Origin of the sequence: Hydrogenophaga sp. PML113, from assembly GCF_001777155.1 — a bacterium.
GTDB classification, from domain to species: Bacteria; Pseudomonadota; Gammaproteobacteria; order Burkholderiales; family Burkholderiaceae_C; genus Hydrogenophaga; species Hydrogenophaga borbori.
Genome location: NZ_MIYM01000002.1, coordinates 179,259 through 193,923 on the forward strand (window position 1 = coordinate 179,259; position 14,665 = coordinate 193,923).

Here is a 14,665-nt window from a genome sequence, read left to right on the forward strand (position 1 = left end):
CATTTCGATACACGCTCGACGCCGGCAAGGGCGGGACCGTCAGGCGAGGCCCGATTTTAGGGGCACGAAATGAACGGCCTCGAGCTCGGTGCGGACCACGCCATTGATGGTTTTGTCAATCACCACCAGGTTCTGTCGACCGGCGGCCGTGACGGCCGGTGCCACCAGCCGGCCGCCGACCGCGAGCTGATCGATCCAGGCGGCGGGCAGATCGTTCCCGCCGGCCGCCGCGATGATGCCCGCATAGGGCGCTCCCTGCGGGAAACCCACCATGCCGTCGCCGAAGAGCAGGTGCAGATTGGGCACGCGCAAGGCGCGCAGGTTGTCGCGCGCCTTCTCGTGCAGGCTGCGGATGCGCTCGATGCTGTAGACCTCCTTGGCCACGCGGGCCAGCACGGCGGCCTGGTAGCCGCAGCCGGTGCCGATCTCGAGCACGCGCCCCAGCGGTTGCGCGCGCGCCTGGCACAGCAGCTCCACCATGCGCGCCACCACGCCGGGCTTGCTGATGGTCTGGCCCTGGCCGATGGGCAGGCTGGTGTCCTCGTAGGCCTGGTTCACCAGCGCCGAATCGACGAAGCGGTGCCGCTCCACCGCGAGCATGGCCGCCACCACCGCCGGGTGCGAGATGCCCTGCCCCTGCAGCTTGCGCACCATGGCGGCGCGCACGGCGGCCGAGTCCATGCCGACGCCGCTGGGCCGGACCGGGGCGTGCGCGGGCGCTGCATCGGGCTTGTGCTGGCGCGCGGGTACAGGGGCTGGCGTGCCAGCCGGCAGGCGGGCCGGAAAACCCGGGCGCTGGCGCGGCGGCGGCGCTTTCATGCGCCCTCCTTCGACAGCGCGGCCGCCGTGGGCACCCAGTAGGCCAGGGTGTCGTGGTCGGTCAGGTCCACCTGCAGGGGCGTGAGGCTGACGTAGCCCTGTTGCGTGGCGTGGAAGTCGGTGCCTTCGGCCTCGTCGCGGGCGGGACCGGCGCTGCCGATCCAGTACATGGTCTCGCCGCGCGGGTTGACCTGGGCGATCACTGGTTCGGCCGCGTGACGGCGGCCCAGGCGCGTGACCTTCACGCCGCGGATCTGCTCGGCGGGCCGGCAGGGAATGTTGACGTTGAGCAGCCAGGCCTGGCCGCGCTGCTGCATCTCGGGCAGCGAAGGCAGCAACTGCTGCACCAGCTCGGCGGCCTTGGTGGCGGCCACATCCAGGTGGGCCCAGCCCCGCTCGGTCTGCGAAAACGCGATGGCGGGCACGCCGAACAGGTAGCCCTCCATGGCTGCGCCGACGGTGCCCGAGTAGATGGTGTCGTCGCCCATGTTGGCGCCGTTGTTGATGCCGGAGATCACCAGGTCGGGCCGGTAGCCCAGCAGGCCGGTGAGCGCGATGTGCACACAGTCGGCGGGGGTGCCGTTGACGTAGCGAAATCCGTTGGTGGCGGTCTGCACGTAGAGCGGCGAGTGCAGGCTCAGGGCGTTGCTCTTGGCGCTGTTGTTGTGCTCGGGCGCGACGACCTCGACCTCGACGCCCGGCAGGGCCTTGACGGCGTCGTACAGGGCAACGAGGCCCTTGGCCTGGAAGCCGTCGTCGTTCGAGATCAGGATTTTCATGGGCGAAATTCTATTGATCCGGGGTGTGGCGCTTTCTTCTTATCCCGGGTGGCCTTGCGGCGTCGGCCACGCCCGTCGCCCAAGGGACAAGGCCCCCCTGCGCGAATGCAAAACCGGTGCCTATCATGCCCCGCCCCCATTCCAAGAGGAGACCCACCATGCACGCCTGGCTGTGCGAGAACCCCATCGGCGTCGACGCCCTGCAATGGAAGGAACTGCCCACGCCCGAACCCGGCGCGGGCCAGGTGCGCCTGCGCATCGAGGCGGCCAGCCTGAACTTCCCCGACCTGCTCATCGTGCAGAACAAGTACCAGATGAAGCCGCCGCTGCCCTTCGTTCCCGGCAGCGAATACGCGGGCGTCATCGAGGCCGTGGGCGACGGCGTCCAGCACCTCAAGCCGGGCCAGCGCGTGGCCTGCCTCAGCGGCACCGGCGGCTTCGGCACCCACACCCTGGCGCCCGCCGCGCTGTGCATGCCCCTGCCCGACGGCTTTCCCGCCGTGGACGCGGCCGCGTTCATCATGATCTACGCCACCTCGTACCACGCGCTCATGGACCGCGCGCAACTCAAGGCGGGCGAGACGGTGCTGGTCCTCGGCGCGGCCGGCGGCGTGGGCACGGCCGCCATCCAGATCGCCAAGGCCGCCGGCGCGCGCGTGATCGCGGCCGCCTCCAGCGACGAGAAGTGCGCGCTGTGCGCCTCGCTCGGCGCCGACGCCACCATCAACTACGCCCAGCACGGCCCCCTGGGCGGCCTGCGCGACGAGATCAAGCGCCTCACCGGGGGCAAGGGCCCGGACGTGGTCTACGACCCCGTGGGCGGCGACTTCGCCGAGCCGGCCTTCCGCTCCATCGCCTGGCGCGGGCGCTACCTGGTGGTGGGTTTCGCCAGCGGACCCATTCCCAGCCTGCCCCTCAACCTGGCGCTGCTCAAGGGCGCCAGCATCGTGGGGGTGTTCTGGGGCGACTTCGCCAAGCGCGAGCCCCAGGCCAACGCGGCCATGATGCAGGCCCTGGCCGGCATGTACGCCAAGGGCCAGGTGAAACCGGTCATCGACCAGACCCTGCCCATGGCCGAGCTGCGCAAGGCCTACGCGATCATGGGATCGCGCTCGGTCAAGGGCAAGCTGGTGCTGGTGAACTGAGTCAGCGCGCGGCGGTGGTCGCCGCCCCCGCCGACCAGCCACCGCCGATGGCCCGGTACACCGCCACCAGCGCGGCCGCCGTGCCCACCTGGGCCTGCACCAGCTGCTCCCGGATCGACAGCACCTCGCGCTCGGCCTGCAGCACGGCCTGAAAGTCGGTCACGCCGGCCTCGAAGCGCGCGCGCGCCAGTTGCGCGGCCTCGTCGGCGTGGCGCGCGGCCTCCTGCAGGCGCCCGGCGCTTTGCGCGTGGCGGTTGTAACCGCTGAACGCGCCCTCGGTTTCCTCCAGCGCCAGCGCCACGGTCTGCTCGAACACCACCAGGCCCTGCTGGGCGCGCGCCTCGCTGGCCGCCACGCGCGAGCGGATGGCGCCAAAGTCGAACGGCGTCCACGACAGGCCCACGCCGAGCGCGTAGCGCGCCGCATCGCTGGTGAATAGGTCGCCCAGGCGCGCGGCGTTGAAGCCCAGCAGGCCGGAGAGCGAGATCCTCGGGTACAGCTCACTGCGCGCGATGCCGATGCCCGCGGTGGCGGCGGCGAGCCGGCGCTCGGCGGCGATCACGTCGGGCCGGCGCCGCAGCCACTGCTGCGGTGTGCCCACCGGCAGCGCGGCCAGGTCCGTCACCGGCAGCGACGGCAGGGGCCGCTGCGTGGACAGCTCGGCCAGCACCGCGCGCGGCGGCTGGGCGCTGAGCGTGGCCAGGCGGTAGGCGGCGGCCTCGACGCCGGCCTGCAGCGCGGGCAGCAGCGCCTCGGTGCTGGCGACCAGGGCGCGCGCGCCGGCCACGTCGAGCTGGCGCGCACGACCAGCCTCCAGCCGCGCCTCGGTGATGCGCAGCGACTCGCGCTGGTTCGCCAGGCTGGCCTCGGTCACGCGCTGGCGCTCCTGCAGGCCGCGCAGTTCCAGGTAGTAGCGCGCCACCTCGGCCGCCACGGCCGTGTGGGCCGCGTGCAGGCCGGCCTCGCTCGCGCTCACCTGCGCGGCGGCGGCCTCGCGCGTGCGGCGCACGCGGCCGAACAGGTCGAGCTCCCAGCCGGCGACGAAGCTGGCGTCGAAGCTGTTGCCGGTGCGCTCGCTGCGCGAGGCGCCGGGCTGCTGGGTCAGCGGCGTGACCGCGCGCTGCGCGCTGCCTTCGATGGCCACGCCGGGCCGCGCGGCCGCATCGGCCTCGCCTTGCAGCGCCCGCGCCTCCTGCAGGCGCGCCTGCGCGAGGCGGATGTCGGTGTTGGCCGCCAGCGCGCGCTCGATCAGCGCGTCCAGCGCCGGGTCGTTGAAGGCGCGCCAGAAGCGCGCGATGTCCTCGCCCGGCGCCTGGGCGTTGCTGCCGCTGGCGCCGGCGTTGATGAAGCGCTCGTCCAGCGCCACGGTCGGCGCCTGGTGGTCAGGGCCCACGGCGGCGCAGCCGGTGAGCAGCGCAGCCAGTGCGGCGGCGCAAAGGCACCACTCACGCATGTTGGGCCTCCGTCTCGTCCTGCCCCAGGCGGTGCGCGCGGCGCGAGCGCAGCAGCGCGTAGAACACCGGCGTCATGAAGATGCCGAACAGCGTGACACCCACCATGCCCGAAAACACCGCGATGCCCATGGCGCGGCGCATCTCGCTGCCCGCCCCGCTGCCCACGATGAGCGGGATCACGCCCGCGCAGAAGGCGATGGAGGTCATCAGGATGGGCCGCAGCCGCATGCGGCAGGCGTGCACGATGGCGTCGACCAGCGTCTCACCGCGCTCTTCCAGTTCCTTGGCGAACTCCACGATCAGGATCGCGTTCTTGCACGCCAGGCCCACCAGCACCACCAGCGCCACCTGGGTGAAGACGTTCAGGTCGCCCGGCTGCATGAAGGGCGGGAAACTGGACAGCCACACGCCGAACAGCGCCGACAGGATGCCCATGGGCACGATCAGCACGATCACCAGCGGCAGCGTCCAGCTCTCGTATTGGGCGGCCAGCACCAGGATCACCAGCAGCACCGAAATCAGCAGCACCGCCGCCAGCACCGGCAGGGTGATGTGCGTGCCCGGCACGGTGAAGTCGCGCGTGAGCCGGTCCTGGTAGCTGAGTTCGGTCCACTCGTAGGTCATGCCGCGCGGCAGCGTGCGCTGCAGCAGGGTCTCGATCTCGCCTTCGGCCTGGGCCGACGAGAAGCCCGGGTTGGGCGCGCCGTTGATGTCGGCCGACGGGTAACCGTTGTAGCGCGTCACGCGCGTGGGACCGAAGCTGGGCTCCACCGTCATGAGCGCGCCCAGCGGCACCATCTCGCCCGCGGCGTTGCGCGTCTTCAGGTTGGTGATGGCCTCGGCGTCGGCGCGGAACGGCGCGTCGGCCTGCACCACCACCTGGTAGGTGCGCCCGAAGCGGCTGAAGTCGTTCACGTAGAGCGAGCCCAGGTTCACCTGCATGGTGTCGTAGATGTCGGCCAGGTGGATGCCCATCTGCTTGGCGCGCGTGCGGTCGACGTTGGCGTAGAGCTGCGGTACGTTGATGTCGTAGCTGGAGAACGGCGTGCCCACGGCCGACTTCGGGTTGGCGTACACCTGCCCCAGCGTGCCCCAGACCGCGCCGTACAGCGCCTGCTCGCCCAGGCCGCCGCGGTCCTGCACCTGCAGCTTGAAGCCGCCCACGTTGCCCAGGCCGTCCACGGCCGGCGGCGGCACCACGAACATGCGCGCGCCCTGGATCTGCTGGATCGCGCCATTCACCTGTCCCAGGATGGCTTCCTTGCTCATCTCGGGCGAGGTGCGCTCCTCGAACGGCGCCAGGCCAAAGAAGATGATCCCTTCGTTCGGCGCGGCCGAGAAGCCCGCGATCGACAGGCCCGGGAAGCCCACCGAGTCGATCACGCCGGGCACCTTGAGTGCGATGTCGGTCATCTCGCGGATCACGGCGTCGGTGCGGTCGATGGAGGCGCCCGCCGGCAGTTGCGCGATGCCGATGAGGTACTGCTTGTCGGGCGCGGGCACGAAGCCGGCCGGGATGCGCGCGAACAGCAGGCCTGTCACCCCCAGCAGCACCGCGTACACCACCAGCGAGACGGTCTTGTGCCGCACGATGTAGCCGACGCGGCGGCCATAGCCTTCGCTGCGGCGGTGGAAGGCGCGGTCGAACCAGCGGAAGAAGCGGCCGAAGACCTTGTCCATGGCGCGCGTCAGCCAGTCGGGCGACTGGTCGTGCGGGTGCAGCATCAGTGCCGACAGCGCCGGGCTCAGCGTGAGCGAGTTGAAGGCCGAGATCACCGTGCTGATGGCGATCGTCACCGCGAACTGCTTGTAGAACTGGCCCGTGAGGCCGGGCACGAAGGCCAGCGGCACGAACACCGCGCACAGCACCAGGGCGATGGCGATGATGGGTCCGGAGACCTCGCGCATGGCCTTGATGGTGGCCTCGCGCGGCGACAGGCCCTCCTCGATGTTGCGCTCCACGTTCTCCACCACCACGATGGCGTCGTCCACCACGATGCCGATGGCCAGCACCAGGCCGAACAGCGTGAGCGTGTTGATGGAATAGCCCAGCAGCAGCAGGAAGGCGAAGGTGCCCACGATGGACACCGGCACCGCCAGCAGCGGGATGAGTGAAGCGCGCCAGGTCTGCAGGAAGACGATGACCACCAGCACCACCAGCGCGATGGCCTCCAGCAGCGTGGCCACGACCTTCTCGATCGAGGTCTGCACGAAGCGCGTGGGGTCGTAGACGATGTCGTACTGCACACCGGGCGGAAAGCCCTTGGACAGCCGCTCCATGGTCTCGCGCACGCTGTTGGACAGCGCCAGCGCGTTCGAGCCCGGGGCCTGGAAGACGGCGATGGCCGCGGCCTCCTTGTTGTTGAGCAGGCTGCGCATCGCGTAGGTGCCGGCCGCCAGTTCCACGCGGCCGACGTCGCGGATGCGGATCAGCCCGCCCGTGGCCGGGTCGGTGCGCACGATGATGTCGGCGAACTCCTCCTCGGTCGTCAGCCGGCCCTGCGTGTTCACCGAGAGCTGGAACTCCGTGCCCTTGGGCGCGGGCGGCGCGCCCACCGTGCCGGCGGCCACCTGCGCGTTCTGCTCGCGGATGGCGCCCACCACCTCGGCGGTGGTGAGGTTGCGCGCGGCCAGCTTGCCCGGGTCCAGCCAGATGCGCATGGCGTAGTCGCCAGCGCCGAACAGGAACACCGAGCCCATGCCGGGCAGGCGCAGCAGGTCGTCGCGCACGTTCATCTGGCCGTAGTTGCGCAGGTACAGCGCGTCGCGGCTGTTGTCCGGGCTCAGCAGGTGCACCACCATCGTCAGGTTGGGACTGCTTTTTTCGGTGGTCACGCCGATCTGGCGCACGATGTCCGGCAGCCGGGGCAGCGCGCGGTTGATGCGGTTCTGCACCGCCGTCTCGGCCGCCTCGGGGCTGGTGCCGATCTTGAACGTGACGGTGAGCGCCATACCGCCGTCGGCCGTGGCCGACGAGTCGTAATAGAGCAGGTTTTCGATGCCGCTGATCTGCTCCTCCAGCGGCGTGGCCACGGTTTCGCTGATGACGCGCGGGTTGGCGCCTGGGTACTGGGCGCGCACCACGATCTGAGGCGGCGCGACCTCGGGGTACTCGGACAGCGGCAGCTGGAAGATGGCCAGCGCGCCGACCAGGAACAGGAAGATCGACAGCACGGCCGCGAAACGCGGCCGGTCGATGAAGAACCGGGAGATGTCCATGCGGGCGCTCCCTTATTGGCCGGGCTGCTGCGGCGCGGCCGAGGTCGGCGGCATGGACGGCGGAGGCAGTGGCATGCCCCTGTCGTCCACCTTCAGCACCTGCGGCTGCACCGGCACGCCGGGCATGATGCGCTGCAGGCCTTCCACCACCACGTTCTCGCCGGGCTTGACCGCGTCGCCCAGCAGCACGCGCATGCCGTCCTGCAGGGCGCCGAGCTGCACCACGCGGAACTGCGGCTGCCCGTCGGCGCCCACCACCACCACGGTCTTGCGGTTCTGGTCGGTGCCGATGGCGCGCTCGGGCACCAGCGTGGCCTGGTAGGGCGCGCTGGTGGTCATGGTCAGGCGCGCGGCCAGGCCGGGCACAAAGCGGCCGTCGCGGTTGTCGAAGCTGGCGCGCAGGCGGATGGCACCGGTCTGCGGGTTCAGGCGGTTGTCGACGAAGTCCAGCGTGCCCTGGTGCGGGTAGCCGGTCTCGTTGGCCAGGCCCAGACGCACCACGGGCTTGGCGTTGCCGGCGGCGCGCACGCGCAGGAAGGTCTGCTCGCTGCCGTCGAAGTAGGCGTACACGCGGTTCGTGGCGGCGATGGTGGTGAGCACCACCTGTTCGTTCACCAGGTTGCCCGCCGTGGCGTTGGCGCGCGACAGCCGCCCGCCGATGGGCGCGCGCACCGCCGTGTAGGCCAGGTTCAGGCGCGCCACGCGCAGGGCGGCCTCGGCGGCCTTGATGTCGGCCTCGCTGGTGCGCGCGCCGGCGGCGAGCTGGTCGAACTCCTGGCGCGACACGGCGCGGCTGTCGAGCAGCTTCTGGGCGCGGGCGTACTCGGTCTGCGCCAGCTCGGCGCGCGACTTCGCGGCCGCCAGCTGCGACTCGGCGCGCGCCACCTCGGCCTCGAAGGGGCGCGGGTCGATGGTGAACAGCAAGGCACCGGCCGCGACGCTGGCGCCGTCGGTGAAGTGCACCTTGTCGATGGTGCCGGCCACGCGCGGGCGCAGCTCCACGAACTCGGCCGCTTCCAGGCGGCCGCTGAAGGTTTCGACGTCGGTGACGCTGCGCTGCACCGCGGGCGCCACGCTCACCGGCATGGCCGGTGGCGGCCCGCCCTGCGCGTCGGCGGGGCCGCCGCAGGCCGGCAGAAAGGACAACAGCACGGGGAACAGGACGGCCAGGGCGGGGGTGCGCCCGGGAAACTTGGCTGGCATGGGGGTGCTCCAGAAAATGCCGGCGCCGACGCCCCCGGGTAGGGGGCGTGGCGCTGAGGGAGTTGCGGATTAAGCCGCAATCCCGGGGGAATTGACGAGGGCTTTTCGAGCGCGTGTGGCGGCTCGCCGACACGCCTTGCGGATCACGGTTTGCCGGCTGGCGGCGGCGACGGAAACACCACCACCGGCGTCTTCACGGCCATCCCGGGCGGGGCATAGGCCGGCGCGGCCTGGCCGGCCGGGCCGGCGGCGCGCACGTAGGCGTAGATCGCCTTCAGGTCGGTGTCGGCCATGTCACGCAGAGCGAACCACGGCATGGGCGGGCGCATGGGCTGGCGGGCGCGCTGCAGCCACTGGGCCTCGCTCATCTGCTGGAACTGCTGGCGCAGGTTGCTCGGGTAGGTGGTGCCCCAGGGGCCCTGCAGGCCCACGGCATCGCCGGTGAGCCACTGGGCTTCGGGCACGGCACCCGCGCTGGGGGCGTAGCCGGGGGTGTGGCAGTCGTTGCAGCCGGAGGTCTTGACGAGGTAGCGGCCCAGGGCCACGAGGTCCGTCTCGGGCGGGCGAACGGGGGCCGGGCCATTGGCCAGCGCGGCCGTGGACGCGAACAGGCCAAGGGCCAGCGCGGCGGTGCGGAACATGGAAACACTCCTTCGTTGCGGTGTGCCGGCATTGTTCGCAAGGGGCTCAGTCTTCCGTCCTAAATCTTTCCTAGGCGAAGCTTAAAAAATACCTAAGCGCGGCGGCGGCACCGGAAATGCCCACGGCCTTCGCCGCGTGGTGCTGACAGGGCGCATCCAGCAATCCCCACAGACGGTGGGGCGGCCAGTCCCCAGAATTTCTGCCATGGCCACGCGGCCCTTGAGCCCCGCGTCCAGGCCGCAAAAAGGGACATCCGCATGAGCACCACCGCCTGTTTCGCCGATCCGCGCAACGCCCAGATCCGCCTCTACCAGCCCCTGGTGCGGCGCGTGGCCCGCCACCTGCGCGCCCAGCTGCCGCCCTCGGTCGACGTGGACGACCTGATCCAGGCCGGCATGATCGGCCTGAACGAGGCCATCGGCCGCTGCGACCCGGCCGAGGCCGAGGCCGGCGGGCTGGAGAAATTCGCCATGCCGCGCATCCGCGGCGCCATGATCGACGAGCTGCGCGCGACCGAATGGGCCTCGCGCGGCTGCCGGCAAAGCCGGCGCGACATCGACGAGGCCGCGCAGCGCCTGCAGCAGCGCCTGTGCCGCCGCCCGCACGACAGCGAAATGGCCGCGGAGCTGTGCCTCACGCTCGACGAATACCACGCGCTGCAGGCCAAGCTGCACCGCTCCCAGCTGATGCCGCTGGACGACGCCGGCCTGGTGAGCGAAGAGGACGACGACGGCCTGCACGGCAGCGAGTTCGGCGACAGCACCCACGACCCGCTGAGCGTCCTGGAACAGCAGCGCATGCGCCTGGCCCTGGTCGACGCCATCCAGGGCCTGCCCGAGCGCGAGCAGCAGGTCATGCTCAGGCACTACGGCGAGGACATGATGTTCAAGGACATCGGCCGCGAGCTGGGCGTGAGCGAATCGCGCGTCAGCCAGGTGCACCGCCACGCCATCGACCTGCTGCGCGCCCAACTGCAGGCGCACTGATATATCACCGGCGACAGCGCGCGGCGGCGGCCCGGCGTAGCATCGCCCGGCCATGAAAACACCCCACAGAGACAACACGCCCGCCGATCCCAGCCTCATCGACTCCCGCGCCGCCGCTTGGCGGCTGCTCACCGTGCTGGGCCTGGTCACGCTGGGCAACAGCGGCATGTACGTGGTGGCCGTGGTGCTGCCCGCCGTGCAAACGGAGTTCGGCATCGGCCGCGGCGACGCCTCCCTGCCCTACACCTTGATGATGGTCTGCCTGGGCCTGGGCGGCCTGTGGACCGGGCGCATGGCCGACCGCCACGGCATCACGCCGGTGCTGCGCCTGGGCGCGGTGGCGGTGGCCGGCGGCTTCGCGGCCGCCGCCCTGTCCGGCAACATCTGGACCTTCGGCCTGGCGCATGGGCTACTGCTGGGGCTGCTCGGCAGCTCGGCCACCTTCGCGCCGCTGCTGGCCGACACCGCGCTGTGGTGGCGCAAGCGGCGCGGCATCGCGGTGGCCATCGCGGCCAGCGGCAACTACGTGGCGGGCACGGTGTGGCCGCCGCTGGTGCAGTGGGGCATCGAGACCATCGGCTGGCGCAACACCTACTTCCTGCTGGCCATCGTCTGCGGCACGGGCATGTTCCTGCTGGCCAACCGCATGCGCCAGCGCCCGCCCGTGGTGGTGATGGCCGCGCCCGCCACGCCCGGCGGCGCCGTGCCCGACACCAGCCGCCCCTTCGGCATGAAGCCCGCGCAGGCGCAGACCCTGCTGTGCCTGGCCGGCGTGGGCTGCTGCGTGGCCATGTCCATGCCGCAGGTGCACATCGTCGCCTACTGCGTGGACCTGGGCTTCGGCGCGGCGCGCGGCGCCGAGATGCTCTCGCTCATGCTGGCGAGCGGCATCGTCAGCCGCCTGGTCTCGGGCTGGATCTGCGACCGCATCGGCGGCATCCGCACCCTGCTGCTGGGCTCGGCGCTGCAGTGCGTGGCGCTGCTGCTGTTTCTGCCCTTCGACGGCCTGGTGCCGCTGTACGTGATCTCGGCCCTGTTCGGCCTGTTCCAGGGCGGCATCGTGCCCAGCTACGCCATCATCGTGCGCGAGTACTTCGCGCCGCAGGAGGCCGGCGCCCGCGTGGGCGCGGTGATCATGGCCACGCTGGTGGGCATGGCGCTGGGGGGCTGGATGTCGGGCTGGGTGTTCGACCTGACGGGCAGCTACCGCGCGGCCTTCCTCAACGGGATCGGCTGGAACCTGCTCAACATGGGCATCGCGCTGTTCCTGTTCTGGCGGGTGCGGGGGAGCGGGCCGGGGGTGGCGCGGGGGGCGGCGGCCTGAGGGCGCGCCCTTCATCTATTTCGGCACATACCGCATCGCCACCGCCCCCGAGCCGAATTCCAGCCGGCTCACCAGCTTCAGGTCGACATGCTTCGACAAGCCCGCGAACACGCTCGGGCCATGGCCCGCCAGCCGGGGGTGCACGATGAACTCGTACTCGTCGATCAGCCCCAGCTCCGTCAGGGCCAGCGGGAGCTTCACGCCCCCCACGAACAGCCCCTTGCCCGGGCGCTGCTTGAGCCGCTGAACCAGCGGTCCCAGCTCCCCGCGCACGAGCTCCGCGTTCCAGTCGACCACGTCCAGGCTGTCGGACACGACGTATTTCCGTGCGGCGTCGATCGTCCGGGCGAAGGGGTCCACCGCGTGGGGCCCTGCGGCCGTCCCCGCCGGCGCCCGGAACGCCGACTCCATCAACTCATAGGTCACCCGCCCGAACAGCAGGGCATCGGCCTGCCGGAGGTTCTCCACCGCGTGGCGGTGCAGCTCCTCATCCGCGGGAATGGCGCTGTGGTCGCAGCAGCCGTCCAGCGTGAGGTTGATGGAATACCGAAGGGGTCGCATGGGCATGGTTCAGTCCTCGCTGGGGCGGCCGCCGTTCGACGCGAACGCGGGTTCCGGCCCCCTCTGCACGACGGACCAGCCTTCGCCGATTCGACAGCCCAGCCCGCTTGACAGCCCGTCCGCATGCGCGCACAGTGGTGCGGTACTTGCCTGTACCAACATGACCACCCTCACCATCCGCCGCCTGCTCATCGACCTGGAAACGCCCGTCGCGCGCCACTGGTGCGGCGGCGACGCCTTCCTCACCGCCTGGTTCAACGCCCTGTCCATGAGCTTTCCGGTGGGCGAGCAGTTCTTCATCGACGCCGTGCGGGAGGGCGCCAAGGCCCTGCCCGCCGACCAGCAGGCGCGCTGGGAAGCCGAGATCAAGGGCTTCGTGGGCCAGGAGGCCACGCACCGGCGCATCCACGCCCTGTTCAACGCGCAGATCGAGAAGCACGGCCTGGTGAACGCGTGGGCGCCGCGCGCCGAGTCGCGCATGGTGCTGTTCGAGGGCGCCGATCCCCGCCACCCGCTGGGCGTGACCGCGGCCTACGAGCACTTCACCGCCCTCTTCGCCGAGTGGCTGCTGGCGCACCCCCAGGTGCTGGACGGCAGCGAGCCGCGCCTGCAGACCCTGTGGCTGTGGCACAGCGCCGAGGAGGCCGAGCACAAGAGCACCGCCTTCGACCTGTACCAAGCCTTGGGGGGCGACCACGCCTGGCGCGCGAAATGGATGCGCCGCGTCACCGTTTTCTTCCTCAGCGACGCCCTGCGCCAGACCGTCTCCAACCTGCGGCGCGACGGCACGCTGTGGCGTTGGTCCACCTGGCGCAGCGCCGCGCGGCATCTGCTCGGCCGGCAAGGCCTGCTGAGGACGAACTGGCCGGCCTGGCGGGCCTATTTCCGGCCCGACTTCCACCCGAACCAGCAGCACAGCGAACGCTCGGCCACCTGGCTGCGCGAACACAGCGAGCGCTTCGTGCCGGTCAGCGCCGCCGGTCGCTGAACGCGCGGGCGTCCCGGGTTTTCCCGGGATTTTTTTCGCCCACTCAACTTGTATGATGACCTGATAAGCACACCAATGGCCGAGACACCATGAGCCCCGACAGCGCCGAGCCCCTGCAGGCGCCGCCCCGCCTGACCGACCAGCTGGCGGCCCTGCTGATGCAGCGCATCGAGTCGGGCGAGCTGGGCCCGGACCAGCGCCTGCCCACCGAGCAGCGCCTGGCCGAGCAGTTCGGCGTGTCGCGCACCGTGGTGCGCGAGGCCATCAGCCAGCTCAAGTCCATCGGCCTGCTCACCTCGCGCCAGGGCGCGGGCGTGTTCGTGGCGCCCAGCCACCAGGCGCGCGCCCTGGCCTTCGACCCCACCGTGCTGCATTCCATGGAGGCCGTGCTGCAGGTGGTGGAGGTGCGGCGCGGCCTGGAGGCCGACGTGGCCGAACTCGCGGCGCGGCGCATCACGCCCGAGAAGGCGCGCGCCATCATGAACGCGCTGGCCGAACTGGAAGCCTGCCCGCCCGTGGGCGCGCCCGGCGTGGAGGCCGACCTGCGCTTTCACCGCAGCATCGCCCGCGCCACCGACAACCCGCACTACGAGCGCCTGCTGGGCTTTCTGGAGCAGTACCAGCGCGACGCCATGCGCGTGACGCGCACCAACGAATCTCTGGACAGCGGCTACATGGTGGAGGTGCACCACGAGCACCGCGCCATCGCCGAGGCCGTGTGCCGCGGCGACGTCGCCGCCGCGCGCGAGGCCGCCACGCGCCACATGGCCAACGCCGCGCACCGCATCGAGCACGCCTCGCCGCCCGTGCGCCGCGCCCTGGACGCGCTGCTCAAACCCACCCTGTCCCGCCCCGAATGAGCGACGCCTTCCCCCCCGCCCAGCAGGCCTGCCGCGACGAGATCGTGCGCGTGGGCGCCTCGCTGTTCCTGCGCGGCTATGCACATTCCACGGCCGGCAACATCAGCCTGCGGCTCGACGCCTCGCAGGGCGGCGGCTTCCTCATCACCCCCACCGACGCCTGCCTGGGCCACCTGCGCCCCGAGGCCCTGGCCTGGGTGGGCGAAGACGGCCACCAGCGCGGCGGCGAGCGCGCCAGCAAGACCCTGGCCCTGCACCGCCAGATCTACGACGCCGCGCCCGAGGCCCGCTGCGTGCTGCACACCCACAGCACCCACCTCGTGGCGCTGAGCCTGCAAGGCGTGTGGACCGAGCAGGACATCCTGCCGCCGATCACGCCCTACCAGGTGATGAAGGTCGGCCATGTGCCCCACGTTGCCTACCGCGTGCCCGGCGACCCCGCCGTGGCCCACGAGGTGGCGGGCCTGATCGCCCGGGCCGAACAGCCCTTGCGCGCCGTGATGCTCGAACGCCTGGGCCCCGTCGTGTGGCACCAGGGCCCCGCGCAGGCCATGGCGCTGCTCGAAGAACTGGAGGAGACCGCGCGCCTGTGGCTGCTCTGCTCCCCCCGCCCCGCCCTACTGAACGACGCGCGCGTCGACGAGCTGCGCCAACGCTTTGGCGCCCCCTGGTAAGGCCCGCCAGC

General features: G+C 71.3%; 13 protein-coding genes. 6 read left to right on the forward strand and 7 right to left on the reverse strand.

What is annotated here, in order from left to right; translation table 11 throughout:
- Positions 1 to 39: 39 nt before the first annotated feature.
- Both BHU06_RS04460 and surE read right to left on the reverse strand, forming a co-directional pair.
- Positions 40 to 819, reverse strand: coding sequence for a protein-L-isoaspartate(D-aspartate) O-methyltransferase (locus BHU06_RS04460; protein WP_070397946.1), 780 nt, complete (start codon positions 817 to 819; stop codon positions 40 to 42).
- On the reverse strand, positions 816 to 1,598 hold the full coding sequence (surE, locus tag BHU06_RS04465) for a 5'/3'-nucleotidase SurE (protein ID WP_070397947.1): 783 nt from the start codon (positions 1,596 to 1,598) through the stop codon (positions 816 to 818). The genes BHU06_RS04460 and surE overlap by 4 nt, the downstream gene beginning before the upstream one ends.
- Positions 1,599 to 1,756: 158 nt before the next feature.
- On the opposite strand from surE, the gene BHU06_RS04470 reads away from it, so the two are divergent.
- Complete coding sequence (locus BHU06_RS04470) at positions 1,757 to 2,743, forward strand: NADPH:quinone oxidoreductase family protein (protein ID WP_070397948.1); 987 nt, start codon at positions 1,757 to 1,759, stop codon at positions 2,741 to 2,743.
- A gap of 1 nt (position 2,744) precedes the next feature.
- Here BHU06_RS04470 and BHU06_RS04475 read toward each other — a convergent pair whose 3' ends face one another.
- The 4 genes from BHU06_RS04475 to BHU06_RS04490 form a co-directional block, all read right to left on the reverse strand.
- A complete protein-coding gene (locus BHU06_RS04475; protein ID WP_070397949.1) occupies positions 2,745 to 4,196 on the reverse strand; it encodes an efflux transporter outer membrane subunit in 1,452 nt (483 codons plus the stop codon).
- Positions 4,189 to 7,416: an efflux RND transporter permease subunit gene (locus tag BHU06_RS04480; RefSeq protein ID WP_070397950.1), complete on the reverse strand. Its 3,228-nt coding sequence runs from the start codon at positions 7,414 to 7,416 to the stop codon at positions 4,189 to 4,191. Before BHU06_RS04480 ends, BHU06_RS04475 begins: the two co-directional genes overlap by 8 nt.
- A 12-nt stretch (positions 7,417 to 7,428) precedes the next feature.
- Entirely contained in the window at positions 7,429 to 8,619 is a 1,191-nt protein-coding gene (locus BHU06_RS04485; RefSeq protein ID WP_070397951.1) for an efflux RND transporter periplasmic adaptor subunit, read from the reverse strand.
- A 143-nt stretch (positions 8,620 to 8,762) separates the two neighbouring features.
- Positions 8,763 to 9,260 carry a c-type cytochrome gene (locus BHU06_RS04490; RefSeq protein WP_070397952.1) on the reverse strand — a complete coding sequence of 166 codons (498 nt, stop codon included), beginning with the start codon at positions 9,258 to 9,260 and terminating at the stop codon, positions 8,763 to 8,765.
- Between the two features lie 258 nt (positions 9,261 to 9,518).
- On the opposite strand from BHU06_RS04490, the gene BHU06_RS04495 reads away from it, so the two are divergent.
- Both BHU06_RS04495 and BHU06_RS04500 read left to right on the forward strand, forming a co-directional pair.
- Positions 9,519 to 10,247, forward strand: coding sequence for a sigma-70 family RNA polymerase sigma factor (locus BHU06_RS04495; RefSeq protein ID WP_070397953.1), 729 nt, complete (start codon positions 9,519 to 9,521; stop codon positions 10,245 to 10,247).
- Between the two features lie 52 nt (positions 10,248 to 10,299).
- Positions 10,300 to 11,571: an MFS transporter gene (locus BHU06_RS04500; protein WP_070397954.1), complete on the forward strand. Its 1,272-nt coding sequence runs from the start codon at positions 10,300 to 10,302 to the stop codon at positions 11,569 to 11,571.
- Positions 11,572 to 11,586: 15 nt separating this feature from the next.
- Here BHU06_RS04500 and BHU06_RS04505 read toward each other — a convergent pair whose 3' ends face one another.
- A complete protein-coding gene (locus tag BHU06_RS04505; protein ID WP_254668114.1) occupies positions 11,587 to 12,138 on the reverse strand; it encodes a dihydrofolate reductase family protein in 552 nt (183 codons plus the stop codon).
- A 154-nt stretch (positions 12,139 to 12,292) separates the two neighbouring features.
- Here BHU06_RS04505 and BHU06_RS04510 point away from each other — a divergent pair, with 154 nt between their 5' ends.
- From BHU06_RS04510 to BHU06_RS04520, 3 genes are all read left to right on the forward strand, one after another.
- Entirely contained in the window at positions 12,293 to 13,120 is an 828-nt protein-coding gene (locus BHU06_RS04510) for a metal-dependent hydrolase (RefSeq protein ID WP_070397955.1), read from the forward strand.
- Between the two features lie 89 nt (positions 13,121 to 13,209).
- Positions 13,210 to 13,980: a FadR/GntR family transcriptional regulator gene (locus BHU06_RS04515; RefSeq protein ID WP_070397956.1), complete on the forward strand. Its 771-nt coding sequence runs from the start codon at positions 13,210 to 13,212 to the stop codon at positions 13,978 to 13,980.
- Entirely contained in the window at positions 13,977 to 14,654 is a 678-nt protein-coding gene (locus tag BHU06_RS04520) for an aldolase (protein WP_070397957.1), read from the forward strand. Before BHU06_RS04515 ends, BHU06_RS04520 begins: the two co-directional genes overlap by 4 nt.
- The last annotated feature ends 11 nt before the right edge of the window (positions 14,655 to 14,665 follow it).

Excerpts from the sequence above, each read along its gene's own strand:
- BHU06_RS04515 (WP_070397956.1), top strand. The coding sequence starts at position 13,210 with ATGAGCCCCGACAGCGCCGAGCCCCTGCAGGCGCCGCCCCGCCTGACC.
- surE (WP_070397947.1), bottom strand. The coding sequence starts at position 1,598 with ATGAAAATCCTGATCTCGAACGACGACGGCTTCCAGGCCAAGGGCCTC.
- BHU06_RS04470 (WP_070397948.1), top strand. The coding sequence starts at position 1,757 with ATGCACGCCTGGCTGTGCGAGAACCCCATCGGCGTCGACGCCCTGCAA.
- BHU06_RS04520 (WP_070397957.1), top strand. The coding sequence starts at position 13,977 with ATGAGCGACGCCTTCCCCCCCGCCCAGCAGGCCTGCCGCGACGAGATC.
- BHU06_RS04510 (WP_070397955.1), top strand. The coding sequence starts at position 12,293 with ATGACCACCCTCACCATCCGCCGCCTGCTCATCGACCTGGAAACGCCC.
- BHU06_RS04480 (WP_070397950.1), bottom strand. The coding sequence starts at position 7,416 with ATGGACATCTCCCGGTTCTTCATCGACCGGCCGCGTTTCGCGGCCGTG.
- BHU06_RS04495 (WP_070397953.1), top strand. The coding sequence starts at position 9,519 with ATGAGCACCACCGCCTGTTTCGCCGATCCGCGCAACGCCCAGATCCGC.
- BHU06_RS04475 (WP_070397949.1), bottom strand. The coding sequence starts at position 4,196 with ATGCGTGAGTGGTGCCTTTGCGCCGCCGCACTGGCTGCGCTGCTCACC.
- BHU06_RS04490 (WP_070397952.1), bottom strand. The coding sequence starts at position 9,260 with ATGTTCCGCACCGCCGCGCTGGCCCTTGGCCTGTTCGCGTCCACGGCC.
- BHU06_RS04505 (WP_254668114.1), bottom strand. The coding sequence starts at position 12,138 with ATGCCCATGCGACCCCTTCGGTATTCCATCAACCTCACGCTGGACGGC.
- BHU06_RS04460 (WP_070397946.1), bottom strand. The coding sequence starts at position 819 with ATGAAAGCGCCGCCGCCGCGCCAGCGCCCGGGTTTTCCGGCCCGCCTG.
- BHU06_RS04485 (WP_070397951.1), bottom strand. The coding sequence starts at position 8,619 with ATGCCAGCCAAGTTTCCCGGGCGCACCCCCGCCCTGGCCGTCCTGTTC.
- BHU06_RS04500 (WP_070397954.1), top strand. The coding sequence starts at position 10,300 with ATGAAAACACCCCACAGAGACAACACGCCCGCCGATCCCAGCCTCATC.